25 protein-coding genes are annotated in these 25409 nt (G+C 57.1%); 14 read left to right on the top strand and 11 right to left on the bottom strand.

What is annotated here, in order from left to right; all coding sequences use genetic code 11:
* The first annotated feature begins 89 nt into the window (after positions 1-89).
* Together QUE75_RS07685 and secD are read left to right on the top strand one after the other, a co-directional pair.
* A complete protein-coding gene (locus QUE75_RS07685; RefSeq protein WP_061331880.1) occupies positions 90-467 on the top strand; it encodes a hypothetical protein in 378 nt (125 codons plus the stop codon).
* Between the two features lie 74 nt (positions 468-541).
* The gene (gene secD, locus QUE75_RS07680; RefSeq protein WP_286254867.1) at positions 542-2848 is read left to right on the top strand and encodes a protein translocase subunit SecD; all 2307 of its coding nucleotides are present in this window, start codon (positions 542-544) and stop codon (positions 2846-2848) included.
* A gap of 62 nt (positions 2849-2910) precedes the next feature.
* Here the strand turns inward: secD and QUE75_RS07675 are convergent, their stop codons facing one another.
* Complete coding sequence (locus QUE75_RS07675) at positions 2911-3687, bottom strand: SDR family oxidoreductase (RefSeq protein WP_286254865.1); 777 nt, start codon at positions 3685-3687, stop codon at positions 2911-2913.
* 212 nt (positions 3688-3899) lie between these two features.
* Between QUE75_RS07675 and QUE75_RS07670 the strand changes: the two genes are divergently transcribed.
* Positions 3900-4340, top strand: coding sequence for a methylglyoxal synthase (locus tag QUE75_RS07670; protein WP_058090384.1), 441 nt, complete (start codon positions 3900-3902; stop codon positions 4338-4340).
* 338 nt (positions 4341-4678) lie between these two features.
* Here QUE75_RS07670 and QUE75_RS07665 read toward each other — a convergent pair whose 3' ends face one another.
* Together QUE75_RS07665 and QUE75_RS07660 are read right to left on the bottom strand one after the other, a co-directional pair.
* Positions 4679-4873, bottom strand: a complete 195-nt coding sequence (locus QUE75_RS07665; protein WP_058090382.1) for a hypothetical protein — start codon at positions 4871-4873, stop codon at positions 4679-4681.
* Between the two features lie 103 nt (positions 4874-4976).
* Positions 4977-8828, bottom strand: a complete 3852-nt coding sequence (locus QUE75_RS07660; protein ID WP_286254857.1) for a DUF3427 domain-containing protein — start codon at positions 8826-8828, stop codon at positions 4977-4979.
* 405 nt (positions 8829-9233) lie between these two features.
* On the opposite strand from QUE75_RS07660, the gene QUE75_RS07655 reads away from it, so the two are divergent.
* From QUE75_RS07655 to QUE75_RS07640, 4 genes are all read left to right on the top strand, one after another.
* On the top strand, positions 9234-9863 hold the full coding sequence (locus QUE75_RS07655) for an HPP family protein (protein WP_286254854.1): 630 nt from the start codon (positions 9234-9236) through the stop codon (positions 9861-9863).
* Complete coding sequence (locus QUE75_RS07650; protein ID WP_061331873.1) at positions 9857-10891, top strand: NAD(P)H-dependent flavin oxidoreductase; 1035 nt, start codon at positions 9857-9859, stop codon at positions 10889-10891. Before QUE75_RS07655 ends, QUE75_RS07650 begins: the two co-directional genes overlap by 7 nt.
* Before the next feature lie 69 nt (positions 10892-10960).
* Positions 10961-11416, top strand: a complete 456-nt coding sequence (locus QUE75_RS07645; protein ID WP_061331872.1) for an acyl-CoA thioesterase — start codon at positions 10961-10963, stop codon at positions 11414-11416.
* 6 nt (positions 11417-11422) lie between these two features.
* Positions 11423-11866, top strand: coding sequence for a gamma-glutamylcyclotransferase family protein (locus tag QUE75_RS07640; RefSeq protein WP_061331871.1), 444 nt, complete (start codon positions 11423-11425; stop codon positions 11864-11866).
* A 3-nt stretch (positions 11867-11869) separates the two neighbouring features.
* Here QUE75_RS07640 and QUE75_RS07635 read toward each other — a convergent pair whose 3' ends face one another.
* The 3 genes from QUE75_RS07635 to QUE75_RS07625 are packed head-to-tail and all read right to left on the bottom strand — an operon-like array spanning position 11870 to position 13975.
* The gene (locus QUE75_RS07635; RefSeq protein ID WP_061331870.1) at positions 11870-12214 is read right to left on the bottom strand and encodes a YdbL family protein; all 345 of its coding nucleotides are present in this window, start codon (positions 12212-12214) and stop codon (positions 11870-11872) included.
* 40 nt (positions 12215-12254) lie between these two features.
* Complete coding sequence (locus QUE75_RS07630; protein ID WP_058092783.1) at positions 12255-12434, bottom strand: YnbE family lipoprotein; 180 nt, start codon at positions 12432-12434, stop codon at positions 12255-12257.
* Positions 12435-12466: 32 nt separating this feature from the next.
* Entirely contained in the window at positions 12467-13975 is a 1509-nt protein-coding gene (locus QUE75_RS07625) for a YdbH domain-containing protein (protein ID WP_286254843.1), read from the bottom strand.
* A 97-nt stretch (positions 13976-14072) separates the two neighbouring features.
* Here QUE75_RS07625 and QUE75_RS07620 point away from each other — a divergent pair, with 97 nt between their 5' ends.
* Together QUE75_RS07620 and QUE75_RS07615 are read left to right on the top strand one after the other, a co-directional pair.
* Complete coding sequence (locus tag QUE75_RS07620; protein ID WP_152437870.1) at positions 14073-14930, top strand: PA4780 family RIO1-like protein kinase; 858 nt, start codon at positions 14073-14075, stop codon at positions 14928-14930.
* A 128-nt stretch (positions 14931-15058) separates the two neighbouring features.
* Positions 15059-15787, top strand: coding sequence for a DUF3581 family protein (locus QUE75_RS07615; protein WP_286254841.1), 729 nt, complete (start codon positions 15059-15061; stop codon positions 15785-15787).
* Here the strand turns inward: QUE75_RS07615 and QUE75_RS07610 are convergent.
* Positions 15784-16638 carry a putative RNA methyltransferase gene (locus QUE75_RS07610; RefSeq protein ID WP_286254839.1) on the bottom strand — a complete coding sequence of 285 codons (855 nt, stop codon included), beginning with the start codon at positions 16636-16638 and terminating at the stop codon, positions 15784-15786. The genes QUE75_RS07615 and QUE75_RS07610 overlap by 4 nt on opposite strands.
* A gap of 228 nt (positions 16639-16866) precedes the next feature.
* Here QUE75_RS07610 and dusA point away from each other — a divergent pair, with 228 nt between their 5' ends.
* The 5 genes from dusA to QUE75_RS07585 all read left to right on the top strand — a co-directional run bounded on the left by dusA (position 16867) and on the right by QUE75_RS07585 (position 21379).
* Entirely contained in the window at positions 16867-17895 is a 1029-nt protein-coding gene (dusA, locus tag QUE75_RS07605) for a tRNA dihydrouridine(20/20a) synthase DusA (protein ID WP_286254837.1), read from the top strand.
* A 119-nt stretch (positions 17896-18014) separates the two neighbouring features.
* A complete protein-coding gene (gene tal / locus QUE75_RS07600) occupies positions 18015-18983 on the top strand; it encodes a transaldolase (protein ID WP_286254835.1) in 969 nt (322 codons plus the stop codon).
* Positions 18984-19016: 33 nt separating this feature from the next.
* Entirely contained in the window at positions 19017-19466 is a 450-nt protein-coding gene (locus QUE75_RS07595; protein WP_061331864.1) for a tellurite resistance TerB family protein, read from the top strand.
* A gap of 15 nt (positions 19467-19481) precedes the next feature.
* Entirely contained in the window at positions 19482-20609 is a 1128-nt protein-coding gene (locus QUE75_RS07590; RefSeq protein WP_138436560.1) for a 3-deoxy-7-phosphoheptulonate synthase, read from the top strand.
* The gene (locus QUE75_RS07585) at positions 20606-21379 is read left to right on the top strand and encodes a glycerophosphodiester phosphodiesterase (protein WP_286254831.1); all 774 of its coding nucleotides are present in this window, start codon (positions 20606-20608) and stop codon (positions 21377-21379) included. Before QUE75_RS07590 ends, QUE75_RS07585 begins: the two co-directional genes overlap by 4 nt.
* A 28-nt stretch (positions 21380-21407) precedes the next feature.
* Here QUE75_RS07585 and sthA read toward each other — a convergent pair whose 3' ends face one another.
* The 4 genes from sthA to nqrF form a co-directional block, all read right to left on the bottom strand.
* Complete coding sequence (gene sthA / locus QUE75_RS07580; protein ID WP_061331861.1) at positions 21408-22799, bottom strand: Si-specific NAD(P)(+) transhydrogenase; 1392 nt, start codon at positions 22797-22799, stop codon at positions 21408-21410.
* A 62-nt stretch (positions 22800-22861) separates the two neighbouring features.
* Positions 22862-23104 (bottom strand): (Na+)-NQR maturation NqrM, encoded by a 243-nt coding sequence (gene nqrM, locus QUE75_RS07575; RefSeq protein WP_230714282.1) that lies wholly within the window; start codon positions 23102-23104, stop codon positions 22862-22864.
* Positions 23105-23115: 11 nt separating this feature from the next.
* Positions 23116-24165 carry an FAD:protein FMN transferase gene (locus QUE75_RS07570; protein WP_061331859.1) on the bottom strand — a complete coding sequence of 350 codons (1050 nt, stop codon included), beginning with the start codon at positions 24163-24165 and terminating at the stop codon, positions 23116-23118.
* Between the two features lie 9 nt (positions 24166-24174).
* The gene (gene nqrF / locus QUE75_RS07565) at positions 24175-25401 is read right to left on the bottom strand and encodes an NADH:ubiquinone reductase (Na(+)-transporting) subunit F (protein ID WP_061331858.1); all 1227 of its coding nucleotides are present in this window, start codon (positions 25399-25401) and stop codon (positions 24175-24177) included.
* Positions 25402-25409 lie beyond the last annotated feature (8 nt).

Genomic DNA, 25409 nt, shown 5'->3' with positions numbered 1-25409 from the left:
TGAAGGGGCGAAATGTCTTGGGGTCTGACCCCAACTTGAATCCCGGGGGCATTGCCCCAATAATGGAGAAACCTCCCGGGAACATTTCCATGAACAGAAACCTTGCAACACAGTTACCGCCCTGGCGCCGGATGGTGTCCGGCTTTGCCGTGGCTGTGTTTGCGCTGGTTCTTCTTTGTTCGATCACCCAAGCGCACGCTCAGCCGAGCCCGGCGGGCAAGGTTGTTGTCAATCACCTGGACCATCTGGTGGTTGCCAGCCACAACCCGGCGTTGGCGGTGGCAGACACCGGCTCAGCGGAAGACGAGCCCCTCATTGATTCCCCGGAGCACCTGGCCCGGCTTTTTGGCGCTGTGCTCTGGTCGCAGTCCCGCTCTCCGGTACCGGCAGCCGACTACCGCACCGAGCGAGCAGCGTCCCTCGCTGATTTCACCACTCCGCCCCTGCGGGCACCGCCCATCGCCTAATCCTCTGTACAGAACATCACGCAGACCGGCCGTAACGCCTGTCTGACCGCGACCCTGTTTATCAAGGATTACCGATGAAATCATTACGTTCACGGGCCATGGTGTATGGCCTGGTGATTGTGCTCGGGCTACTGAGCGCAATGCCGAATCTGTTGCCGGCCAACCTGGCCGACAAGTTCCCGGACTGGTACCTGGAGAACACCCTGTCACTCGGGCTCGACTTGCAGGGCGGCTCGCACCTGCTGCTGGAAGTTGACGCCACCGAACTGCTCGCCAACAACCCGGGCCAACCGGAAGACCTGCTCCTCAAAGATGCCGTAGAACGCAGCCTCGAAGTGGTACGCCGGCGCCTGGACGAAACCGGCCTGGTGGAGCCCAGCATTACCCGCCAGGGCAAGAACCATATCCTGGTGCAGATGCCCGGTGTGGCCGACCCGGCTCATATCCGCGAACTCTTAGGCACCACCGCCCAGATGACCTTCCATTGGGTTGCCAAGCCGGATGAAAGCCGGCGCTCCGCCGTTCTCCGGCTAACCGACGCCACTGGCGAACAGGAATATGTGCTGGAGAAACGGGTAGCCATGCAGGGCGAACACATCAGCGATGCCCAAATGGCCTTTAACCAAGACACTACCGAACCGGTGGTCAACTTCAAACTCGACTCCGAGGGCACCCGCCTGTTCGGCGACATGACCCGCCAGAACATCGGCCGGCCACTGGCCATCGTGCTGGACAATCACGTGATCACCGCGCCGGTCATCCGCAGCGTGATTGCCGGCGGCAGCGGCGAAATCAGCGGCTCCTTCACCACCGCGGAAGCAAGCAACCTGGCCCTGTTACTGAGAGCCGGCGCCCTGCCCGCGCCTCTGCACGTCATCGAAGAACGCACGGTAGGGCCGGACCTCGGCAGCGATGCCATCGCCATGGGTGTGAGCACCGGCCTGCTCGGCGCAGCCCTGGTGATCGCTTTCATGCTTGGTATCTATGGCCGCTGGGGGTTGATCGCCTGTGCCGGATTAGCCGTGAACATCGGCCTGGTTCTGGGATTGCTCAGTATACTCGGGGCCACACTGACACTGCCGGGCATTGCCGGCATCATCCTCACCATTGGCATGGCGGTCGATGCCAACATCCTGATCAACGAACGCATCCGGGAGGAATCCCGCAAAGGCAAAGTCGCCTGGATGGCACTCCGGGAAGGCTTCGGGCGTGCCTACAGCACCATTCTGGACTCTAACGTGACCACCCTGATTGCCGTCAGCCTGCTGTTTATGTTTGGCAGCGGCCCGGTAAAAGGGTTCGCGGTAACCATCGGCATCGGCTTGCTCACTTCCCTGTTCACCGCCGTCGCCTTCAACCGCTTGGTCATGGAATGGTGGATCAAGGGCCGGGAGCGGGAGCCGCTCACCATTGCAGGGTTTGCCTGGCTGGATCGCCTAAGCGAGAGGGGCGTCAACTTCATGAAAGGCCGGGTGATTGGCCTGGTGCTGTCTGGCGTTCTGTCGATTGCCTCCATCGCCCTGTTCATCCAACCCGGCCTGGATTACGGCGTGGATTTCACCGGCGGCACCCTGGTGGAAGTGCGCGCGCCTTCTGTCTCCGTGGATGAGTTGCGAACAACCCTGCAAAGCCAGCAACTGGGCGCTGCGTCCATTCAGGAGTTCGACCAGGACGGTGATTTCCTGATCCGGCTCCCGGCGGATGCCAGCTCCAACACAGGCGCGGCACACCCGGTAGACGCCCTGAAATCCGCCGTCACCAGCCTGCAGCCGGATGCCAGCTTCCCGAAAGTGGACGTGGTCGGCCCGAAAGTCAGCGGCGGCTTCAGCGATGCCACCATCCTGGCCATCCTGTTGGCAGGCGCCGGCATGCTGGCCTACCTGTGGATTCGCTTTGAATCCCACTTCGCCCTGGCCGCCACCATCACCATCGCCCTGGACCTCACCAAAACCATCGGCTTCTTCGCCCTGGCCGGTGTGGAGTTCAACCTCACCGCCGTGGCCGCCTTGCTGGCCCTGATTGGTTATTCCGTGAACGACAAAGTGGTGGTGTTCGACCGTATCCGGGAAAACCTGCGGCAAACACCGGACATGCCCATGCTGGAATTGCTAAACCGCAGCATCTCCTCCACCCTCACCCGAACCGTGTTCACCTCCGTGACCACGTTCCTGGCACTGTTGCCCATGGGCATCGCCGGCGGTGCTGCGGTATCCAGCTTCGCCTTACCCATGCTGTTCGGAATCGTCATCGGCACCAGCTCCTCTGTGTTCATAGCCTCGCCCATTCTCTACTACCTGAGCGAACGTCGCTCCCGAAAAGGTCTCGCCCAACTGCGACCCACCGCCGAGGAAATGCGCAAAGAGCTGGAACTGATCCCATAACCTTTGGGGTCAGACCCCCGGACATTTCACCCAACGAAATGTCTTGGGGTCTGACCCCAATTTCAGCGGCTGACCAGGAAGTCGGCGAATTTTCGGGTAAGGAAACCTGGCAGGAGTTTGTTGGTGAACCAGAGGCTGCGGGCGCGCCAGCCGGGGATGATCATGAATCGTCGGCGGTCGATGCCTTTACGGATCTGTGCCACGGCATCATCCAGTTGCAAAGTGCCGGCCATCAGCTTCAGGGCTTCCGTCTGCTTTGGGCGATTGAGGCGTTCGGCCTCTACCATCGGGGTTTCCACCTCTGGTGGGCACACCACCGATACATCAACACCCTTGGCTGCCAGCTCGATGCGCAACACCTCGGCCAAGCCAACCACACCGTACTTGGACGCACAGTAAGCCGCATAGCCGTAACAGCCCACCAACCCCGCCATTGAAGCCACCAAAACCAGGTGCGAACCAGCGGCCATATGAGGCAGTACGCCAGCCACCACATTACGAGAGCCAATCAGGTTGATGTTGATGACCCGGGCATAGGCGTCGTCATCGATAGCCTCAAAATCCGCAGCAATGGCAATGCCCGCGCAATGAATCACCACATCGGGTTGCCCGCCTTCAGCGGCTTGGGCAAAGGCGTTTCTCACCTCACCCGGTTTGGTGACGTCCATAGCAAAGGCGCGCACCCGTTCTGGCCCGGCAATAGCCGACAGCTCCGCTACCGCCTGCGCGGTCGGCTGAACATCGAACAACGTAACGGCCGCCCCCGAACCCAGGTATGTTCGCGCTAAATGAAGGCCAATGCCGCTTGCACCGCCGGTGATATAGACCTGCTGCACCATGAGGTTTCTCCGGGTTGTCTTGTTATACCCCCAAGCATATCGCCCCCGGAAATCGCACCCCATGCCCCGGGCGCCCATATGGCAACCGACGGCGGGGCTATTGACCAGCCCTACAGACTGTGTTGCCCGCCCCATTTGTACTATTCCCCGTGCTTACCGATTGTGAAACACTTGACCACTTTCATGGCACAGCAAAGGAGCAAACCATCACAATGGCCGTAACATCCGTCGCCCTGGTGGCACACGACAACAAGAAGAAAGAACTGGTTGAATGGGCGAACGAAAACCGCACCCGCCTCGCGCCGCTGCGTCTATACGCCACCGGCACCACCGGCCGCCTGCTCAAAGAAAGCCTGCAACGTGACGACCTGCACAGCCTGCTGAGCGGCCCTCTGGGTGGCGACCAGCAAATCGGCGCCAAGATAGCCGAGGGTGAAATCGACCTACTGGTATTCTTCTGGGACCCACTGGAACCCCAACCCCACGACCCAGACATCAAAGCCCTGCTGCGCATCGCCGCCCTTTGGAACATCCCGGTTGCCTGCAACCGCGCCACCGCAGAGTTCGTGCTGACCTCCGCCTACATGACCGACGACAATCACCGGTCACAAAAGCCGGATTTTTCCGATTACACCGGCCGCAAAGTTCGTTAACAGACAACACAGGCATGTGAAGGATACGGTAGAAAGCGACTTATTCCGCAGTAAAGCCTTGCCCGGGAACTGGCACGGGTATTGGCAGAGCTGGAGCGCGAAGGCGTGAAAGACGACATCCGGGAACGCACGCTGGAGGAACAGGTAGACGGAGATTGGTAAACGGGCCACCCCGCTGAGGCGGCCCTATACGGCATCAGGAAGCTTTCTTCAGCCTCTTCTTCAGTGACTTGATCTTGGCTTCGTGCTTCTCGATCTTGGCTTTGCGGGCGTTGATCTTTTTCTTCAGGTTTTTCTCAACTTTCTTGGACATAACTGCCTCCTGGGCATAATCGCAGCTAGTTTTCGGGCTTATGCTGCTTGATAAAGCCACGAATAAACTGCCTGATTTCACGAGCGGCGCTGGTATCCAGCTCTTCACACAACTCAATGAACTGCTCGCGCTCGGTGCTGCTGATCCGAATCAGCAGCTGGCTATCTTTCTTGTTGGGCTTCACCTTTTTCGGTTTCACCTTTTTGGGACTATCAGTCACTGCGGATACTCCTGGTGAGGATGAAGCTCATGGCTGAAAGATATTTACATTGTATATACGCTTTTGGAGAAAGCAAATTGGGAGTAGCCAGTCTTACCTTCAATCAACTCGGAAGTTGAAACAGCACGCTCATCGGCGCGCTACCGGTGTGGCTTTTGTACTCAACTGGACCGAAGTATGTAAACGGTGCCGATTTGCCGTTACGAAGCTTATTCTCACGAACGAATAGGTGCACCGTCAGCCCTAGCTTCTCGTGATTGATGAGTTCCCTGCCACGCTTGTTTTCCGGGGTCGTTGAATTCTGGCTTTGCCAGTGGAACGTGCTTTCGTCGACCCAATGATCGACATAGCGGTGCTGGCTGGCCTTACCCTGCTTATTGAGGGTTACCAAAAGAATGTGGGCTCCAGCCTCCTTCAAAAAAACATGACCACTCTGCCAGTTCCCCGGGTTAAATTCCGCTCCAAAAAGCGCTGGTATATCCTCTCTCAGCAATTCCTGTCCACGAGCCATCTCAAGAGGCGAGATCACCTCTTTCAGCCTAGCGAAGGTCCTGAACTGCTCTAATAGCTCTGGGGTAACAACGATGTCGTCATAGTCTGGATTCGCAGCTTCCAGCATATACTCACCCTGAGCGGACTTCCGAACAGTCCGAAGCAGGTATTGGGTATCGCCAGCCTCGTCCACTCTTTCGATCGCTAACGTGGTATCGGAGATCTTACCTGCGGCTCCAGAGCTGATCTGCTCGAGAAGTAGATAGTCACCATCGTGAATGGGGTTCTTGCCACCATTCATGGAGTTACCGGAGGCTTTGGCGATGAAATGCTTCTCCGGGTTTAATCGACCGTAGCCATTACCCAGAGATCGGTATTCTACGTCTTCAATCGCATCAACTCTGCTATTTCTGAAGTGGCCGCAGGCAATCTTGAGGGTCGGGAAAAATGGAAGCTCCGTGCCTTCAAGCGGCATTGGCACAATATTGCTCTGTTGATCGACTTCCACTTTGGAGCCTTGCCTGGCTTCATAAGATGCAAGTCGATAATCGACTAATTCTTGGACCATCGACTCGAAGATCGTTACCAACGATGCTTCAAGCTGGAATGCTGGCTCGAACTGTCCGTCCGCAACATGGAACACAGCAGGTGTTTTATTCGTCCAGTGATCCACCGGGTTCTTTTTCCAATATCGCTGCCACTCGCTAGCATCACCATCAAGGTGGCGCACAGACTCAGCCAGTTCAGAAAACAATCGCGGACGACGCTTCAGTATTCTCCAAGATTCGGCTGCGAGCGCGGGTAGCCCCACGCCCTTTTCCCAGCCACTTAAAGCCTGAAACCCTTCGAGCAAAACCATTTTGAAGGATTTCGCCATGGAGGTTTTCTCAACCTCCACAAGAAATTCTTCATGAGCAAGTAACAGGGCAACTTCCTCGTCAGAAAGGTCGTCCATATCCCTTAACAGGCCAAACCAACTTCCATGCTGTTTTCGCGTCTGGGCAATGTTGGCTCCGAAATGATAATACTCAGTAAGAGTTGGTCTGCGCCCAAGCGTATCTTTCAGCGCCTGATAGTCCTTCTCTGCCCCCTTCTGATCTAACCCTTTCAGGAACTCAATCACTTCCAAGTCATAATTAACAAAGCAACCATCGGGCAGGTCCAGCCGATTTTGCTCTGCTTTTCGAGCAAAATCGGCAAGCTGGCGCTGATTCATCGACTGCCCCATAAGGGCCTGGGGCTTGTGAAGGAAGCTCTGGTGATTGCCGACAAAATCCAGAATCACCAGCCGATCTTTACCATGGCTCTTGCGCAGGCCCCGGCCGATCTGTTGAAGAAACAGAACCTTCGACTCAGTTGGCCTAAGCAACAAAACCGTATCAATCGCTGGAAGGTCCACACCTTCGTTAAATAGGTCCACAGAGAAGATCACATCGAGGCCGCCGGACTCCAGTAGTTCCAGCGCTTCACCTCGGGACATTTCTGAATCGCCGTGAACGGCAACGGCTCTGACATTGTTCTTTTGGAAATAGCGAGCCATAAAATCCGCATGTGCGCGGGACACACAGAAGGCCAGTGTGCGGCTTTGCTTATTGTGATTCCAAACTCTCAATGCATGGCGCGCGCGCCCCATGGTGGCGAGTTTGTGGGCGAGCAGGTCAGGATCGAACTTCCCGTTACGCCATGGAATTTCCTGATACTCAACGGTTTCATCGTAGATGCCGTAGTAATGGAATGGGACAAGGAAATTACCCCTTACGCCATCAAATAGCGGGTACTCGTATACCAGGTTGTCATCACAAAGCGAAAGAATATCGGACCGATCAGTTCGGTCCGGTGTCGCTGTCAGCCCCAACAAAAACTGCGGCGCAAAATACTTTAGAAGCCGATGGTAGGTCGGTGCGGCTGCATGATGAAATTCATCAACAACGATGTAATCAAAATGCTGAGGTGCGAACCGCTCAAGGTGGGACTCTTTTCCTAGCGTTTGAATGGACGCGCAGAGGATATCGACGGCATGGTCCCGCTGTTTGCCCATATAAAAACCAACTCGACAATCTGGCTTTATTCGGACAAATGTCTCTGCGGCCTGGTACAGAATCTCCTCTCGATGCGCCACAAACAGAATCCTGCGCGCACCTAACTGCTTGGCATCAAACGCTGACAACCAAGTCTTACCAAGGCCGGTGGCCAGAACAACAAGGCCTCGTTGATAGCCCTCACCCCTGGTCTCGTCTAGAGCTTTCAACACCGCCTTTTGGACTTCATTCGGGGTGGGAGGGGCTTCCTGCTCATTACTGCCCGGCGCAACTGGCTGTGGTGGAGGGACTCGCCGTTTCGCATACTCATCAATCCAATGATCTGTAAGCGGTACCACATTGGGGTGGCGGAAAAGTTCCTCGAAACGGCTGACAGCCTCCAGATAGCCCGTTTCTGGCGGGTAATCGATCTGATAGTTCCACTCCAGCCCATCCTGAAGTGCTTGTCGACTGATATTGCTGGAGCCAATAAAAGCCCGTCCCCAGTGCTCACGGGTAACGCCGCGCCCGGAAAACAGGTAGGCCTTCATATGAAAACTGCTGCCTTTACTCTCGTAAACGGCAACTTGTGCACCATGATCTTGCAGCAAGGATAGTTTGCGCAATGCTTCCGGGTCAGTTATGTCGAGATAATCACTGGTAAGAATTCTCACCCGAGCTGGCGCAGACTCCCGGCCTTTATGAATTACATCCAAAAGGTCCGGAAGCAACAGATTTAGGCCCGTGGCTTTCACAAATGCGACAGCCATATCCACCTGATCTGCAGAGCGTATCGCATGGCATAGCTTGGGCAAGAAATGGTGTTGTTTACCGCCTATAGTCAGCCGCTCATGTGCCGAAGGGGCTTTATGGGCAAGTATGTTTAGCCACTGCTCAGCACGCTCGGGCCGCTGATCCTGGGTCCGCCAGAACGTTATCTGCACGTCCTTCTCGATGGTTTCAAACCATCGCGCGGCTACCTCCTCGTTTGCATCCGTAAAATGCCGCCCGCCACTTTGACGTTCGCCTTCACCAAACTTGAAGCTGGCATACAGAGTGCCGCCGGGTTTGAGTGCAGACCAGAGATGATTTAGAGCGTTTGGTAGTTCCTTCTCGGGAAGGTGCAGCAAACTGGCGCAGGCCCATATGCCGTCGTAAGCATGACGCTCTTCAACATCAAAAAATGACCTGTGCTCAACCGAAAGCCCAGTTTTCTGCCGAGCAAGCGCAGTGATCGCCTGCGATGCATCAAAGGCCGTAACCCGATATCCCTGAAGCTGAAAATGCAAAGCGTCTCGGCCAGAGCCACAGCCCGCATCAAGTATGTGACCACCCTCGGCCACATGGGGAAGGAAGACGCGATAAATGTCATCCATCGAAACATCCAGAGTTGAATCCACGAACGCTTCGGCATTGGCATCGTAATAGCCCAGCGTGTCTGACATACGGTGGTTTCCTTACTACTAATTCGCGCCTTATTTTTATTCGCCAGGTTACCAGGGGGCGATAATTTGTCCAGCCGCGTACTCACAGGCCAAATTCCCCAGCTCATGTTCACTGTCCCGCAGACTATCAAGCCAGTGCCCCAGAGCACCCTCGCGTCAAACCTCCGCCCGAACACGACAGTTTAATAACGGTGGCAACAGGCAACGACTGTGTAGTGGCATTTCATTCCTATATGCAGGCATTTGCCAGTTACGCGTTTGAAACGGGCAGTGCAGCCAAATACTCAATAGTTTATCCACAATACCCTTAACCCATATCGAAAATCCCTGTTTGCCTTGATATTCATCAGTGTTTACCATCGCGCCCCTTTCAATTAATGCACCAAATCAGGGCAAGCCAAGATCATGGGACGCAGGAACGAGCAGCTGCGCTGGCAGCTGGCCAAAGGATTGCTGAATGCACTTCATCTGGAACGACTGGCCACGCGGTACAGTCGAACCACGGTTATGGCTGTGTTCAATCTGATCAATGGTGGTTTCAGTATTGCGCTGGTCTCTTTTGTTGCGCTTGTCACCCAGGAAGCGTTTATCTTTCCCTCGCTCGGCGCCACCGCCTTTATTCTGTTCTATGTGCCCATGGCCCAACCCGCTTCACCAAGAAACACCCTGTGCGGACACCTCATTGGCGCTCTCACTGGGCTGTTCAGCCTGTACCTGTTCGGTTTGCTGGATCAGCCGTCCGCTTTTATGACGGGTGTCGACTTGCCTCGGGTGGGCGCAGCGGCCCTGTCTCTGGGGCTGGCCAGCTGCCTGATGGTGGTGTTCAGGGTAGCGCACCCACCAGCGGGCGCTACGGCGCTGATCGTTTCCCTGGGGCTGATGCCAGACCCGGTCCAATTACCTATACTGATGGCCGGTGTCGGCTTGCTGCTGGCGCATGCTTTTGTAATGAATCGCTTGGCCGGCATCCCCTACCCGCTGTGGTCCACAGCAACAGCAGGGCCCGTCATGCAGGATAGGAAAACGTCATGCTGAACTTTCTGGGAACAGATTTACCTATCATTCAGGCGCCCATGGCAGGCGTTCAAGACAGCCGGCTGGCGGCAGCGGTTTCCAATGCCGGCGGGCTCGGATCGCTGCCTTGCGCGATGTTGACCGCGGCTGCACTCCGTGCAGAGCTTGAAGCCTTGAAAGGCAGCACAAACCGGCCATTCAACCTGAATTTCTTTGCCCACACTCCACCAGAACCCGATACCTCAGCGGAAAAGTCCTGGCGGGCGGCGCTGGCGCCCTACTATAGGGAATACGGGTTGGACGAAGGCGTTATTGCCAATGGCCCCGGGCGGCAACCCTTCAACACCGAGATGGCTGCCATTGTGGAGGAATTCCGGCCAGCCGTTGTGAGCTTCCATTTTGGCCTGCCTGCGCCCGAGTTGCTGCAACGGGTCAAAGCCGCTGGAGCTACGGTGCTGTCATCGGCTACCACGGTAGAAGAAGCCCTTTGGCTGGAGGGCAACGGAGCCGACGGCATTATTGCCCAGGGGCTTGAGGCCGGTGGCCACCGGGGTATTTTCCTGACAAAGGACATGAGCACGCAGATGGGAACGTTTGCCCTTTTACCCCAGGTGGTTGCTGCGGTGAGTGTGCCGGTTATTGCAGCCGGTGGCATTGCCGATGCCAGGGGCGTAAAGGCGGCACTGGCACTTGGCGCTGCGGCGGCCCAGGTGGGCACGGCGTTTATGCTGTGTCCGGAAGCCACAACCCGGGCGGTTCATCGCGAGGCGCTAAAGAGCGATGCGGCCCGGCACACGGCCATCACTAATTTGTTCTCCGGGGGCCCGGCAAGAGGCATTATGAACCGAGTGATGCGAGAGCTGGGGCCGATATCAGCCCTGGCTCCCGCTTTCCCATTGGCCACCAACGCCATAGCACCATTGCGGGCGGCCGCCGAGGCACAGGGCTCCGGGGATTTCTCGCCGTTGTGGTGTGGGCAGAATGCATCGGGGTGCCTGGAGGTTCCGGCGGCGGAGCTGTTACGAAACTTGGCACAAGGCAGCAATTAAGCCATTCTGATGGGCCAATCAGCGCTCGCTATGCGGGGCTTATAAATATCCCGATCGGACCAAAGGCAAATGACTGACGAGAATAATCCTTTCCGTTTTCGCTTCCGGGTGCGCTATGGCGAATGCGACGCCCAGGGCGTGGTGTTCAATGCCCGCTATGCAGATTTCGTGGATATTGCTGTGAATGAGTATATCCGCACGCTGTTTGGTGATTACCAGCACCTGCTTGATCAGGACCTGGACATCCAGGTAGTCAGCATGACCGTTAACTGGAAAGCACCAGCGAAGTTTGACGATGTGCTGGAAGCCCGCATCAAGGCCGGGCGGCTGGGGAATACGTCTTTCACGCTGCACCTGGAATTCTTCCGGCACGGTGACGGGCAGTTTATCGCCGATGCAGACATCACCTACGTGCTTATCCAGCCTTCAAAGATGGCCAAGGCCGTCATTCCAGGCAGCCTGAGAGACAAGCTGGAAACCGGTGCGCCCGGGGTGCTGATCAGCCATGCCGGAGAGACTGTGTAGTAATTTATGAGAAAATCGATCAAACGCTCCCTGGCGCTGATTCTGACACTGCTGATGGTGGGCATTGCCTATCTCTGGCTGACCTTTGTCAGCAGCTTTGGCTATAACCCAACGGCGGAGCTGCCTGCCATCGACGAGGACGAAACCTATTCGGTGTTTGTGTACGGCACCCTCACCCGGCCCTGGGTGCGTTGGCTGGTGACGGGGCGTGCCGGCAGCAGCGAACTGGCAATACTCCCGGGTTTTCGCAAGGAAAAACTGGATATAAAGCCGGACGCTGATGCCAGCGTAGCCGGAGAGGTGATTGAAGTGAGCGCTAGTGAATTGCGGGCATTGGACAGGTATGAGCGGCTAGGTGTGCGCTACGAAAGGGTGGAGTTAACACTGCAGGATGGCCGATCAGCCTGGGTGTACAGGCTGATGGAGCCACTGATCCTTGAGCTGGAGTAAGCGTTATTTCTTCACCCACTGGCCATTGACCTGAACGAACTGCCCGGCCGGTGTTTTCTCGATAGCTTTCTTGCCAGCCACAGTTTCCACCTGGGTAACCGGTATGTCGTGCCGCTCGGCAATGCGGGCATATTCATCCCGGCGCGCGTTGTTGATGGCCTGCACCACCGCAGGCGCATCGCCTTCTGCGCGCACCACTTCCAGGTAACCGGTCGGCGTTTCGCCCACCAGGCCCTGCTGTTTGACGGTTTCCAGTTTCTGCTTGGCCTCTTCCAGGCTCATGGCGAGCGCCGGCAGTGCCATGCCGATGGCCAGAAGGAAGGCGCCCAGTTGCATCAGTCGTTTCATCTTCAACCCCTTGATCTGCCCTTGGTCAGGCCGCTGTTGTTCAGAACAGGCCTTTATCACTGAACAGTTCATCCACTTCCCTGTCTACTTTAACGTAGATCTCGTGCTGGATTTTAACGTTCAGGTTCACGGTAATCGGCTCTTTCGGTGCCGCCATCTGTACGGTTGGCGTGCAGGCAATGAATGCCAACGGCAGGACCGATATCATCAGAACTCTCATCGCCAGCGGCCTGCGTGACCGCCACACATTGATCATGGTTTTGCCTCCTGCCCGGACTGTTGCAGCCGCTCCCGAACGCGTTCGGTAACCGCTTCGTTCACCCTGCCGCTCAGCTGTAGGCTGGTTAACAGCGCAGGAATGTCTTCTTCAAGATTGATGTTCAGCACCACCGGCTGGCCGCCGCGAACGCCCGGGCTTTGTCCTTCCAGCCGCAGGCCTAACATCAGCTTTCCATTCTTATCGTAGTCTATCGTGCTATCCAGCACCGAATAGTGAAAGTTTTGCAAAGCCTGCACCACCAGGTCCACGGCCTGGCTACCGCCCAACATGGCCTGAAGGCGCTCGCCCGGTAACCGCAAGCGGCCGCCCGGAACAATAGCCGCCATGGTGCCTTGCTCAACCTCTACCGATGTGCCGGAGATCATTAGCGGTATCCGGCCGTTTAGCCTGCCGGTGCCCTCAAAACCTTCGGCTGGGTAAACTTCCAACAGCCGTTCAAGCGATAACTCGTAGACGTCCAACGGGACGTTAACGGGATGATTGGCCAGATCGAAGGATTGCGGTGCGACTCTCAGGCGGCCATTGAGAAATTCGGCTGTGGCCTGCTGAATCTCTAACTGGCCAGTGAGCGGCTCGGCGGCCGGCGCCCGATAATCCGCCAGCAACCGCACCGGACCTATGCCAATACCGGAGTTGATCTGGGCAATGGTGATGTCGCGCAGGCGGGCAGCCAGTGATTCGTCTTCAAGGCTGAATAACAAACGGCCACTCGTATCGGAAAACGCGGTTCGATCGAAGACCCCACTCACGCCCGCCAGATTCAGCCGGGCATCCAGTGCGAGGGGGGCATCCGGTTCCTGCCGAAAGCTAGCGGCCGCCTCAAGCTGACCATGGTTTAACGTGAGCAACGGGGGCCACTGGGCGAGTGTATCAGCGATTGCCGTGCCGGCTTGTTCAGCGGCCATGGCCATAGCTACCCGGCCAGCCATGAACTCCCCAGTCCGGTTTCTCAACACCACCTCCGCCAACAGGCCGGAATCTGATCGCAGCTGGCCCTCAAGGCTGAGATCAGACACAGCGCCACTCACCCGCCCGTCGAACCGCCAACCCTGGGGTTTCAGGCTGGGGTGTTGCAAGTCTTCAATCTCAATGGTGACCTGGCCAGCCACCGCAGTGCGGTCCACAAGGGCTTCGACGCCACCGAGGTTGATGGTGACGGTTACATCGGTAAGATCCAGCTGCACGTTATTTAAGAAAACCGAAGAATCTCCGGCGTTCTGTGCAAGGGTGGCGGCCGTCAGCCTTGAACCGGGTTTAAAACGGACGATAACCGCCTGGTTGTCTGCCTCAACCGAGTTAACCACCTCAGCCCGGATGCCGGTCACGCGCCAATCCGCAGTCTCGATATCCGGCAGGGCAATGCCCATTCGCCCCTGCTGCAGCAAGAACGACCAGTCCAGCGCGGAAGCTGACGGCACCCACAGCAAGCAGGCCAACAGGATGATCAGCGATCGCCATGGAAATCGTCCGCGCGGGATCAATACAACACTCCTTTGCTCACAATCAGGTAGTATGTGCCGATAAACGCTGGCCATGACCATACAGAGCCAGCAAGCTGAACCGGGCACAGAAACTTATATGAAGATACCAAAACGATTACAACCCCTCGTTGATGAAGGCATGGTGGATGAGGTGTTGTACCAATTGATGAGCGGCAAGGAAGCCCAGGTGTTTGTGGTGCGCTGCGGCGACCAGGTGCGTTGCGCCAAGGTATACAAAGAGGCCCAGAAACGCAGTTTCAAACAGGCCGTTCAGTACCAGGAAGGCCGTAAGGTACGGAACAGCCGTCGCGCACGGGCCATGAGCAAGAAAACCCGCTATGGCCAGAAAGAGCAGGAAGACGCTTGGCTGAACGCCGAAGTAGACGCCCTCTACCGCCTGGCGGACGCCGGCGTTCGCGTGCCAGAACCTTTCGGTTTTGTCGACGGCGTGCTGCTGATGGAAATGATTGCCGACGGTGAAGGCAAGGCCGCGCCCCGGCTGGACGACGTTACCCTCACCCCCGAACAGGCCCGCAGTTACCACAGCAAGGTGATTGCCGACGTCGTGCGCATGCTCAGTGCCGGCCTGATTCACGGCGACCTGTCCGAATTCAATGTTCTGGTTGATGCCACCGGTCCGGTCATTATCGACCTGCCCCAGGCGGTTAATGCAGCTGGCAATAACAGCGCGGAGCGCATGCTCGAGAGGGACGTAGACAACATGCGCCGCTATTTCGGCCGCTTTGCCCCGGAACTGCTGAATACCGATTATGGCAAGGAGATCTGGGCGCTTTATGAAGCCGGCGACCTGCACCCCGACAGCCAGCTGACTGGCTGCTTTGAGCACGACACCGAAAGCGCGAACGTGGATGAGCTGCTCGATGTAATTGAAGCCGCCAAGGAAGAAGAATGGGAGCGCCAGGAGCGCCTGCGGGATGCCGAAGACGAAGACTGACGTTGCCACCGGGCATTGTACGAAAGCCGGAGGGCCCTGCGGCGTTTAATCGTTTAGAATGGCAGGATCAATCTGCGGACCGACAAACATCTCGCTCCCTCATCTCTGCGATCCGTAAAAGGTACACCATGCTTTCAGAACGTTTTTATACCGTCCAGGACGGACGCATTGTTATTACTGCGCCCCAGGCCAGCCATTTTGCCAAAGAGATTGCCGGAGACTTCAACCCTATCCACGATCCGGACGCCCGCCGTTTCTGCGTGCCCGGTGACCTGCTGTTTGCCATTGTGGTCGGGCGCCTTGGGTTATCAGAGAACATGACATTCCGTTTCCGCAATCTGCTGGGGGCAGAAATTCCCCTGGAATTCCGGGAAACCGGCGATGACACCGTCGAAGTCTGCGACGAAGCGGGCAAGGTGTACCTGGAAGTCAGCCGCAGCGGTGCGGTAATCCGGGACGAGCAAGTGATTGATGACTTCACCCGCGCCTACGTGGCGGCCTCTGGCAAGAATTTCCCCCACACGCTCAAACCGCTGATGGAATCCCACGGGGTCATGTTCAACCCCGACCGCCCGATGGTGATGTATGAAAGCATGAGCGTGGCGATCAATAAACAGGACAATCTTCAGCCAGACCTGGAACTGAACAAGGCGGACCTGGAAGTGGCGGGCAAGCGCGGCAACGTAACCCTCTCTTACCACTTGATGTCTGATGGCAGCTCGGTTGGTGAAGTGTCCAAACGCCTGATGCTGGGCGGGCTCCGGGAATACTGCCCGGAGGCCATGGCTGGTATTGTTGAGGAGTTTTACCGGCTCAAGGCCCGTGGTACCCGGCTGGGCATGGAAAACGCAGATTAATCGCCCTCAGCAACCCGCTCAAAGGTGTGCAGGCAAACATCTACCGTGAGTGACAGGGAGTTCAGGGCAGCCGCCCGCTCCCGGCCTTCCGCGTTTGCCCGGTAGAAATGGGGCGTCATCGCCAGAAGGTCTGCGATGGGCTCCGCCCCCGCCAGATGCAGTGAAAACCGAACATCTTCCGAAGCCACTCGGCGAAATCCTTCCGGGGCTGGCATCACTTTCTTCGATTCGCTCCGGATTTCAGGATAGATAATTTCCCGCAGCTCCCGCAGGTGATCCTGCCCTGCATCCACCTGAATCAGCTTGCCGCCCGGTTTGAGAACACGGCCGAATTCCGGGTACACGGGAAAGCCAAACAGGCAGAGAATACGGTCCAGTGAGCCAGGTAGCACCGGCAGATTCGCATTACTGCCCACCACCCAGCTCGGCCGTTTGTCTTCACGGGCCGCCGCCAGTACCGCCCATTTCGAGATATCCAGGCCCAATAGCGCCAGGGCGCGTTCCTCGCCCGCCGCCCGGGCCAGTTGCCGCAGGTAATAGCCTTCACCACAACCGGCATCCAGGCAACTCAGTGTGGTGCTGGCCGGCGCATCGTTCAGCGTTGCCCGCGACACCGCCTCGGCAATCGGCTGGTAATACCCTGCCTCAAGAAACCGCTGGCGTGCCGCCACCATCACCTTACTGTCACCCGGGTCCAGCGAACGCTTCTTCTGCACCGGCAACAGATGCACATAGCCCTGCCGCGCCACATCAAAATTATGGCCACTGGCACACCGCCACGAACCCGACTCCCGCTGCAAGGCAGCGCCGTCCAGGGGGCAGGCTAAGGCGTCAAAGGCAGTGATGGTCATTCAATATCCTGTTGTCCGGTTCATCCACCGCGGATTATACATGCCGGGGTCAGACCCCAAGACATTTCGCCCGGGTAAATGTACCGGGGTCAGACCCCGGTACATTTTGTTACATTCGGGGATGGCACTGGGAGCCCCCTCGCAGCCTGCTTATTAGGGGTATTCCTGATAAACTAGGACGCTTGGATTTTCGTATGATCTGCGCCATTGCCGTTTACAGGTAGCTCTATGTCTTTTGTTCCATCGCCGATTCCATTTGCCGCCGATTCCGGCCCTTCCCGCCGCTTCTGTGTGGCCCCGATGATGGATTGGACAACACCTCATTTTCGCTACCTGGCGCGAGTTCTGAGCCGCCGGGCGTTGCTGTACACCGAGATGGTGACCACCGGGGCGTTGATTCATGGGGATACCGAGCGGTTTCTGCGCCATGATCCATCCGAATACCCACTGGCGCTGCAGCTTGGTGGCAGCCATGCCGGTGAGTTGGCTCATTGCGCAAAGCTGGCGCAGCAGTTTGGCTTTGATGAAGTGAACCTGAATGTCGGCTGCCCCAGTGATCGGGTGCAGAACAACATGATCGGCGCCTGCCTGATGGGCCATCCGGATAAGGTGGCGGAAGGTGTGGCAGCGATGATTGCGGCCACGGATCTGCCGGTCACCGTCAAACACCGTATTGGCATCAACGGCCGCGAATCCTGGGATGAGCTGTGCGAGTTTATCGAAACCGTTGCTGCAGCCGGCTGCAAGACGTTCATCGTGCACGCCCGCATTGCCATTCTGGAGGGCCTGAGCCCGAAGGAAAATCGCGATATCCCACCGCTGAAGTACGATTGGGTGTACCGTCTGAAACAGGCCTACCCTCACCTTGAAATCATCATCAACGGCGGCATCAAAACTTTTGAGGATTGCCATGAGCACCTGGCCCACACCGACGGCGTGATGCTGGGCCGGGAGGCCTACCACAATCCCTGGCTACTGGCCGACGTGGATACCGAATTCTTTGGTGAGCCGGCACCTGTCACCAGCCGTCATGATGCCCTGCGCGCCATGTTTCCGTTCATCCAGCAGGAACTGGACCGGGGTGTGTACCTGACCCACATTACCCGCCATATCATGGGCCTGTTCCTGGGCCAGCCAGGAGGGCGACAGTTCCGCCGGCATCTGAGCGAGAACGCCAACAAGCCGGGTTCCGGCCTGGAAGTGGTGGAGCAGGCTCTGGCCAAAGTCAGGGAACCGGAACTCATTACGGAAAGTTGATCATCCCCATACCTTTTGTTGTCTTGTTCCTGTCGTAAGCTGCCGTTATTGTAGGGGTTACAAAGGTATTCTGGAGCTGGATACCGCCATAACACCGCACAACCGGGACGACAGGACGAATGAACAGCAAGCTGGACCAACTGAAGACCATGACCACCGTGGTGGCCGACACCGGCGACCTTGATGCCATTGCCCAATGGCGGCCACAAGATGCCACCACCAACCCCTCACTGCTGCTGAAAGCCGCAGCATCGGAAGCCTACCGCCCGATGCTGGACAAGGCCGTCGCCTTCGCCAGCCAGCGTGGGGGCTCTGGCGCCGAACAACTGACCATCGCCACTGACATGCTGGCGGTGCTGGCCGGTAAAGAAATCCTGAACCTGATTCCCGGCGTCGTCTCCACAGAAGTAGACGCCCGCCTGTCGTTTGACACCGCCGCCACCCTGGAACGCGCACGCCGGTTGATCGACTACTATGACCGCCAGGGCGTAGACACCAGCCGGGTGCTGATCAAGATTGCCTCTACCTGGGAAGGCATCCGCGCCGCTGAGCAGCTGGAAAAAGAAGGCATCCACTGTAACCTTACCCTGCTGTTCTCCTTTATACAGGCTGCCGCCTGTGCGGAAGCCGGTGCCTATCTGATATCACCGTTTGTAGGGCGCATTCTGGACTGGCACCTGGCCAGCACTGGCCGCGACAGCTACCCGGCGGCGGAAGACCCGGGCGTGCAATCGGTCACACGCATCTATAATTACTACAAGGCCAATGGCTTCAATACCGTGGTGATGGGGGCGAGCTTCCGTAATACTGGCGAGATTGAAATGCTCGCCGGCTGCGATCGCCTGACCATCAGCCCTGCCCTGTTGCAGGAGCTGAAAGACGATCAAGGCGAATTGCCCCAGCGACTGAACGCGGGCAGCGCAAGCACCGCCGACAAACCACACCACGTGGACGAGAAGCGGTTCCGCTGGGAATCCAACGAGGATGCCATGGCCACCGAGAAACTGGCTGATGGCATTCGCCGGTTTGCCGCAGACCAGATTGAACTGGAAAGCCGGGTGCGACAGTTAGCGACCGAGGCCGCCTGATCAACACCCCAACCTTTAGCCAAGGGGCGCTGTATGATTGATCGCCTGAAAAAACTGTTTGCAGTGCCGGAATCCGAGCCTGTGCAAACCGACGCCCACCAACTGGCTGTGGCGGCCACAGCCCTGATGGTGCAGCTTGCCCGTGTCGACAATCACGAGGACGAGCGCGAGCTGAAGATTATTGTCGATTGCGCCGTTCAGGCCCATCAGGTTACCCGGGAAGAAGCGGAAGAGATTCTTGCCGACGCCCTGGCACACGCAGAGGATTCCACGTCGTTGTATGAGTTCACCGGACAGATCAACGACCACTTTGACCAGCCCCAGAAACAGGCCCTGCTGGAGAGTATCTGGCGGGTAGCCCTGGCAGACGGCCGTATCGACAAATACGAAGAACACCTTATTCGCCGGATTGCGGACTTGCTGCATCTTAATCATCGGGAATTCATGCAGGCCAGGCACAGGGCGGAAGACGCCGCCGGTTAACCCCAAGGAGATTTCATGTTAGCCATTCTTCACCCCAACACAGAACTGGACAGCGAAGCCTACCGCCAGACCATGCACTACCTGGAAAACCTGCCTGGTGTCAGTGTTCGGGTACACGAGGTTCAGGGTGCCAGCCAGCGGCTGACGGAGATTTATCTGCTGGGCGACACCAAAACACTGAACAAGGAAGAGATTGAAGCGCTACCTGCCGTGGAGCGGGCCATCCGAATCTCTGATGACTACCGCATTCTGGGCCGCCACAAAGACGATCACCGCCAGAGCGGTTTCACCTACAACGGCGTCGAGTTCAGCCAGAACAACCTGAACATCTTTGCCGGGCTATGTGCGGTAGACGTGCCCGAGCACGTTGAGCAGATGATGCAGGCGCTTGAGGACAATGGCGAGGTCTGCACCCGCATGGGCGCCTACAAACCCCGCACCAACCCATACTCGTTCCAGGGGCACGGCAAGGGCTGCCTGCCCTGGGTCTTCGAGAAAGCCGGCAAGCATGGCATCAAGGTTATTGCCATGGAGATTACTCACGAAAGCCATATCGAAGAAATCGACACCTGCCTGGAGAAACTGGGCCGGCCCACCGGTGTGATGCTGCAGATTGGCACCCGGAATACCCAGAACTTCGAGCTACTCAAAGCCATAGGCCGGCAGAAAACCTACCCGGCACTGCTCAAGCGCGGTTTTGGTATTACCCTGAACGAGTCGCTGAACGCCGCGGAGTACCTGGCCAGTGAGGGCAACGCCAACGTGATTTTCTGCCTGAGGGGCATGAAAACCGAGGCCGGCCAGCCGCACCGAAATATGGTGGATTTCGCCCACGTACCAGCGGTAAAGCGCCTGACTCGCATGCCGGTGTGTGTAGACCCGTCCCACTCCGTGGGCAGCCGGGACCGCTCACCGGATGGTATTCTGGACGTGATGCACGCCACCGCCCAGGGCGTGATCGCCGGCGCCAACATGGTGCTGGTAGACTTCCACCCGAAACCGGAGAAAGCTCTGGTTGACGGCCCTCAGGCCCTGCTGATGAAAGAGTTGCCGGCGTATCTGGAAGATATTCGCCTTTGCCACGACACCTGGAAGAAACGCCAGGCTATTTACCAGACTCTCAAGGATAGTACTGCAGAATGATCGTTTATGGTCACCGCGGGGCCAAAGGTGAGGCTCCAGAAAATACCATGCCCGGTTTTATCCATGCCTATCGGCATGGTATCCGGCACTTCGAGCTGGACCTGGTGCTGTCAAAAGACGGCGTGCCGGTGCTGGTGCACGACCTGACGGTAGATCGCACTACCGGGCAAAAGGGCAATGTCGGCCATTACACGGCCGCTGAGCTGGCCGACATGGACGCTCGGCGCAACACCAGCGCCTGGCCCCGCAAAGCGGGCATTCCGACTCTCGAAAACCTGCTCGACCAGTTCGACGATCTGGAGCACCTGCAGCTGGAAGTGAAGAAGGACAACCGGGCCCGCCTGAACATACTTTGCAACCGCCTGACAGAAGTTATCCAGCGCCGGAACCTTTACCAGACCGCCGCCGTTACCTCATCCGATCCCTGGTTCCTCAGGGAACTGAGGCGCCGTGACAAGAACCTCCGGATTGGCCTTGTGGCTGAGCGAAAGTTCCCGAAGCCGCTGAACCTGGCTACCCGCCTGGGCTGTGAGTATTTCTGTGTGAACTGGAAGATTCTGAATGCCGACATGGTTGCCCAGGCCCACAAGCGTAATATGCATGTGTCCACCTGGACGGTGAACCGCATTCACGACATGCTGAAGCTGGAAGAGGTGGGCGTAGACAGCATTATTACCGACTACCCGACAAGCACACGGATGTTCTTCGACAACCGCGCCAGAGCCGTTCTGAGCTTGCCAGCAAAGGAAGGAATGCCCGAGCCGGCATAATACCGGCTCCGGTACGGAACTGACCGGATCAGAAGATCCGGTTCAGGCCGTTCAATGCCGCCACCCGATAGGCTTCCGCCATGGTCGGGTAGTTGAAGGTGGTATTGATGAAGTAGTTCAGGGAGTTCGCCTCCCCTTTCTGGTTCATGATCGCCTGGCCGATGTGCACAATCTCAGCCGCCTGGTCACCGAAGCAGTGAATACCCAGAATCTCCCGAGTCTCACGGTGGAACAGGATCTTCAGCATGCCCACCGCTTCACCCGTGATCTGTGCCCGCGCCAGGTCCTTGAAGAAAGCCTGACCAACATCGTATGGCACTTTGGCTTCTGTCAGCTCCCGCTCGGTTTTACCGACGGAGCTGATTTCAGGAATCGTGTAGATACCCGTGGGCACATCATCCACGTATCGGAAATACTCGTCCTGGGTGATGTCTGACGAAGCCGCACGGCCCTGGTCATAGGCTGCACTGGCCAGGCTCGGCCAGCCAATCACATCGCCCGCCGCGTAGATGTGGTCCACCTCGGTACGGTAGTGGTCATCCACTGCCAACTGGCCGCGGCCATTGGGCACCAGGCCCACATTCTCCAACCCAAGGTTTTCCGTGTTGCCACTTCGCCCGTTGCACCAGAGGAAGGCATCGGCGCGAATTTTCTTACCAGACTGCAGTGAAAGTACCACACCGTGGTCGTCGCCCTTCACCGATTCGTACTGCTCGTTATGGCGAACCAGCACACCGTTGTTGCGAAGGTGGTAGCTGAGCGCATCGGAGATTTCGTCGTCCAGGAATGACAACAGGCGACTGCCCGGGTTGATCAGGTCAACCTTTACACCCAGCCCGGCAAAAATGGAGGCGTACTCGGAACCGATAACGCCGGCGCCATAGATAATCAGGGTGCGCGGGGTGTGGGACAGGTTCAGGATGGAGTCAGAGTTGTAAATCCGGTGATGGCGGAAATCCACATCGGGCGGCAGATACGGACGGGAGCCAGTAGCAATAATGGCCTGTTTGAAGTGGATAGTCTCAACCGACTTGTTACCACGAATTTCCAACCGATGGGTGTCTACAAACGATGCACGACCGTTAATCAGGTCTACCCGGTTACGGGAATAGAACTGGGTGCGCAGCTTTACCTGCTTGCCGATGACCTTCTGCGCATTCTGCAACACCCTCGGGAAGGAAAACCAGCGCGGCTCGCCGATATCCCGGAACATCTGATTGGTGTTGAAGGTGATGATCTGCTTCACCGAGTGACGCAGCGCCTTGGATGGAATGGTGCCCCAGTGCGTGCAGTTACCGCCCACCGTCGGTTTGTCTTCAATGATGGCGACTCGCTTGTTGTGCTTGGCCGCGTTCATTGCCGCCCCTTCACCGGAAGGGCCGGCGCCAATAACGACGACGTCGTAGTGATGCTCTGCCATGTGCGCAGTGACTCCTTATCTACGCCATAAAATGCGTAGTTCTATTTATTGATGAGTGTCGCTTACTTTTCTGTGCGCGAGGCGTCGTAGGCCAGATCTTCACCTTTCTCAGCGGCCCCGGTCTCGCTGCGGCTTTCCTCACACTTCTGCGTGTTACCGCCACAAATATCACAGGACTGGCTGATGCCCAGGGCACCAATCCCACCGCAGGTGCCGCTGATCGGCTTACGGCCAAAGATCACGCCGATCGACATACCGGCAATCAGAATGCCCACAATGAACAAAACGAGAAGAAAGGTACCCATACTGCCCTCCTTTACTGAACCACGAAGGAAGAGAAAGCCGGTGTTTCATGCACCTCAAAGCCGCCCTCGCCTCGCACGATGAAATAAGCAGGAATATTTTCCCGCGTTGCCAGCGCCCGTGCCCGCTCATAACCCATCACGGTGAATGCGGTGGCTAGAGCGTCGGCAGTCATACTGTCTTCGGTAATCACCGTCACAGACGCTATCCTGTTGGTGATCGGCTTACCAGTCGATGGATCTATTGTATGCGAGTAACGCTGTCCATCCGATTCGTAATAGTTACGATAGTCACCGGAGGTTGCCATCGCATGCTGATCCATGGCCACTATCTTGCTGACCTGCCTTGCCTGTTCCGATGGCTCTTCAATGGCCAGGCGCCAGGCACCGCCGTCAGGTTTCCGCCCATTGACCCTCACCTCACCACCGATCTCTACAAGGTACGCCTGCACACCTTCACGGTCCAGGTAACGGGCCACCACATCGACACCATAGCCTTTGGCAATCCCGGACAAATCAATGTACTGGGGCTTTTCGCTACGCAACGCCATGGCCTCTGCGTTCAACTCGATATAGCGGTAGCCAGTATCTGCAAGCGCTTTCTCAAGGGCCGCGTCAGACGGCACGGTATCAGGCCGGGCATCCGGCCCAAAGCCCCAGAGATTGACCACGGGACCGATGGTGATATCAAACGCCCCGTCGGTCAGCTCGGCAATTTCCTGGGAACGCTGTATCACTTCAAACAAGGCCGGAGAAAGCTCCGTCCACTCCGACTGGTCCTGTTTGCGATTCAACCGTGACAACTCGGAATCCTGCTTCCAGGTCGACATGGACGCATCCACCGCTTCCAGCTCTTTCTGAATACCCTGAGCCAGAGTCTGCAGGCGTTCCCTGTCTTCTGGCAATACGACGTTTATGTGATAGGTCGTTCCGAAGATACCTCCGGAAATTTCCCAGACTTTTTCCTTTTCCTGAAACGAGCAACCCGCCAGGGCAGCCATGATCAGCGTCATAAAGACGCCGACCACAACCACCCTGACGGGTCCAAACATGCGGGATGTCATCTGAGCCTGTTAACCTCCGAAATCATCCAGCATGATGTTTTCGTCCTCAACACCAAGATCTTTCAGCATCTTGATGACGGACGCGTTCATGATTGGGGGCCCACACATGTAGAACTCACAGTCTTCCGGAGCCGGGTGGTCCTTCAGATAGTTTTCGTACAACACGTTATGGATAAAGCCGGTAGGGCCATCCCAGTCGTCAGTCGGAAGCGGATCTGACAGGGCGCAATGCCACTCAAAGTTCTCGTTCTCTGCGGCCAGACCATCAAAGTCTTCCACATAGAACATTTCGCGCACACTGCGGGCACCATACCAGAAACTGATCTTGCGCTTGGAATTCAGGCGTTTGAGCTGGTCAAAGATGTGGGAGCGCATGGGCGCCATACCCGCACCACCACCGATGAACACCATTTCCGCGTCGGTCTTCTTGGCAAAGAATTCACCGAATGGCCCCATTACAGTGACCTTGTCACCCGGCTTCAGGTTGAACACGTAGCTGGACATGATGCCTGGCGGGTGATTGGTGCCCGGAGGCGGTGTCGCAATACGGATGTTGAACTTCAGAAGTCCCTTCTCTTCCGGGTAGTTCGCCATGGAGTAGGCACGGATGGTGTCTTCCTTGTTGATCGCCTTATAGCGCCAGATATCGTGCTTGTCCCAGTCTTCGTGGAACTCTTCCTCGATATCGAAGTCCTTGAAATCGATTTCGTAGGGAGGGCACTCCAGCTGCACATAGCCACCAGCGCGGAAGTCCACTTCCTCACCTTCCGGTAGCTTCAGTACCAGTTCTTTGATGAAGGTGGCCACGTTATGGTTAGACACCACCTCGCACTCCCACTTCTTCACGCCGAAGAACTCTTCCGGTACTTCGATCTTCATGTCCTGTTTTACAGGAACCTGGCACGACAGGCGCCAGCCTTCTTTTTCTTCACGGTTGGTGAAGTGGGTCTTTTCGGTGGGCAGCATGGCGCCGCCACCTTCCAGAACCTTACATTTACACTGGGCGCAGGTGCCACCGCCACCACAGGCAGACGACAGGAAGATGCCGTTGCCCGCCAGGGTGTTCAGCAGTTTTCCACCTGCTTCCGTTTTCATGGTGTGTTCCGGGTCGTCATTGATTTCAATGGTGACGTCGCCGGTGCTGACCAGTTTTGAGCGCGCTGCCAGGATCACCGCCACCAGTGCAAGCACGATGACGGTAAACATGACCACGCCAAGAATAATTTCTGTATTCATGGTCTCGC

Source organism: Marinobacter shengliensis, assembly GCF_030297115.1.
Taxonomy (GTDB): Bacteria; Pseudomonadota; Gammaproteobacteria; order Pseudomonadales; family Oleiphilaceae; genus Marinobacter; species Marinobacter shengliensis.
The sequence above is the reverse complement of the archived record's forward strand: the minus strand, read 5'-3'. Positions and strand labels throughout refer to the sequence as shown.

Excerpts from the sequence above, each read along its gene's own strand:
- QUE75_RS07685 (WP_061331880.1), top strand. The coding sequence starts at position 90 with ATGAACAGAAACCTTGCAACACAGTTACCGCCCTGGCGCCGGATGGTG.
- secD (WP_286254867.1), top strand. The coding sequence starts at position 542 with ATGAAATCATTACGTTCACGGGCCATGGTGTATGGCCTGGTGATTGTG.
- QUE75_RS07675 (WP_286254865.1), bottom strand. The coding sequence starts at position 3,687 with ATGGTGCAGCAGGTCTATATCACCGGCGGTGCAAGCGGCATTGGCCTT.
- QUE75_RS07670 (WP_058090384.1), top strand. The coding sequence starts at position 3,900 with ATGGCCGTAACATCCGTCGCCCTGGTGGCACACGACAACAAGAAGAAA.
- QUE75_RS07660 (WP_286254857.1), bottom strand. The coding sequence starts at position 8,828 with ATGTCAGACACGCTGGGCTATTACGATGCCAATGCCGAAGCGTTCGTG.
- QUE75_RS07655 (WP_286254854.1), top strand. The coding sequence starts at position 9,234 with ATGGGACGCAGGAACGAGCAGCTGCGCTGGCAGCTGGCCAAAGGATTG.
- QUE75_RS07650 (WP_061331873.1), top strand. The coding sequence starts at position 9,857 with ATGCTGAACTTTCTGGGAACAGATTTACCTATCATTCAGGCGCCCATG.
- QUE75_RS07645 (WP_061331872.1), top strand. The coding sequence starts at position 10,961 with ATGACTGACGAGAATAATCCTTTCCGTTTTCGCTTCCGGGTGCGCTAT.
- QUE75_RS07640 (WP_061331871.1), top strand. The coding sequence starts at position 11,423 with ATGAGAAAATCGATCAAACGCTCCCTGGCGCTGATTCTGACACTGCTG.
- QUE75_RS07635 (WP_061331870.1), bottom strand. The coding sequence starts at position 12,214 with ATGAAACGACTGATGCAACTGGGCGCCTTCCTTCTGGCCATCGGCATG.
- QUE75_RS07630 (WP_058092783.1), bottom strand. The coding sequence starts at position 12,434 with ATGAGAGTTCTGATGATATCGGTCCTGCCGTTGGCATTCATTGCCTGC.
- QUE75_RS07620 (WP_152437870.1), top strand. The coding sequence starts at position 14,073 with ATGAAGATACCAAAACGATTACAACCCCTCGTTGATGAAGGCATGGTG.
- QUE75_RS07615 (WP_286254841.1), top strand. The coding sequence starts at position 15,059 with ATGCTTTCAGAACGTTTTTATACCGTCCAGGACGGACGCATTGTTATT.
- QUE75_RS07610 (WP_286254839.1), bottom strand. The coding sequence starts at position 16,638 with ATGACCATCACTGCCTTTGACGCCTTAGCCTGCCCCCTGGACGGCGCT.
- dusA (WP_286254837.1), top strand. The coding sequence starts at position 16,867 with ATGTCTTTTGTTCCATCGCCGATTCCATTTGCCGCCGATTCCGGCCCT.
- tal (WP_286254835.1), top strand. The coding sequence starts at position 18,015 with ATGAACAGCAAGCTGGACCAACTGAAGACCATGACCACCGTGGTGGCC.
- QUE75_RS07595 (WP_061331864.1), top strand. The coding sequence starts at position 19,017 with ATGATTGATCGCCTGAAAAAACTGTTTGCAGTGCCGGAATCCGAGCCT.
- QUE75_RS07590 (WP_138436560.1), top strand. The coding sequence starts at position 19,482 with ATGTTAGCCATTCTTCACCCCAACACAGAACTGGACAGCGAAGCCTAC.
- QUE75_RS07585 (WP_286254831.1), top strand. The coding sequence starts at position 20,606 with ATGATCGTTTATGGTCACCGCGGGGCCAAAGGTGAGGCTCCAGAAAAT.
- sthA (WP_061331861.1), bottom strand. The coding sequence starts at position 22,799 with ATGGCAGAGCATCACTACGACGTCGTCGTTATTGGCGCCGGCCCTTCC.
- nqrM (WP_230714282.1), bottom strand. The coding sequence starts at position 23,104 with ATGGGTACCTTTCTTCTCGTTTTGTTCATTGTGGGCATTCTGATTGCC.
- QUE75_RS07570 (WP_061331859.1), bottom strand. The coding sequence starts at position 24,165 with ATGACATCCCGCATGTTTGGACCCGTCAGGGTGGTTGTGGTCGGCGTC.
- nqrF (WP_061331858.1), bottom strand. The coding sequence starts at position 25,401 with ATGAATACAGAAATTATTCTTGGCGTGGTCATGTTTACCGTCATCGTG.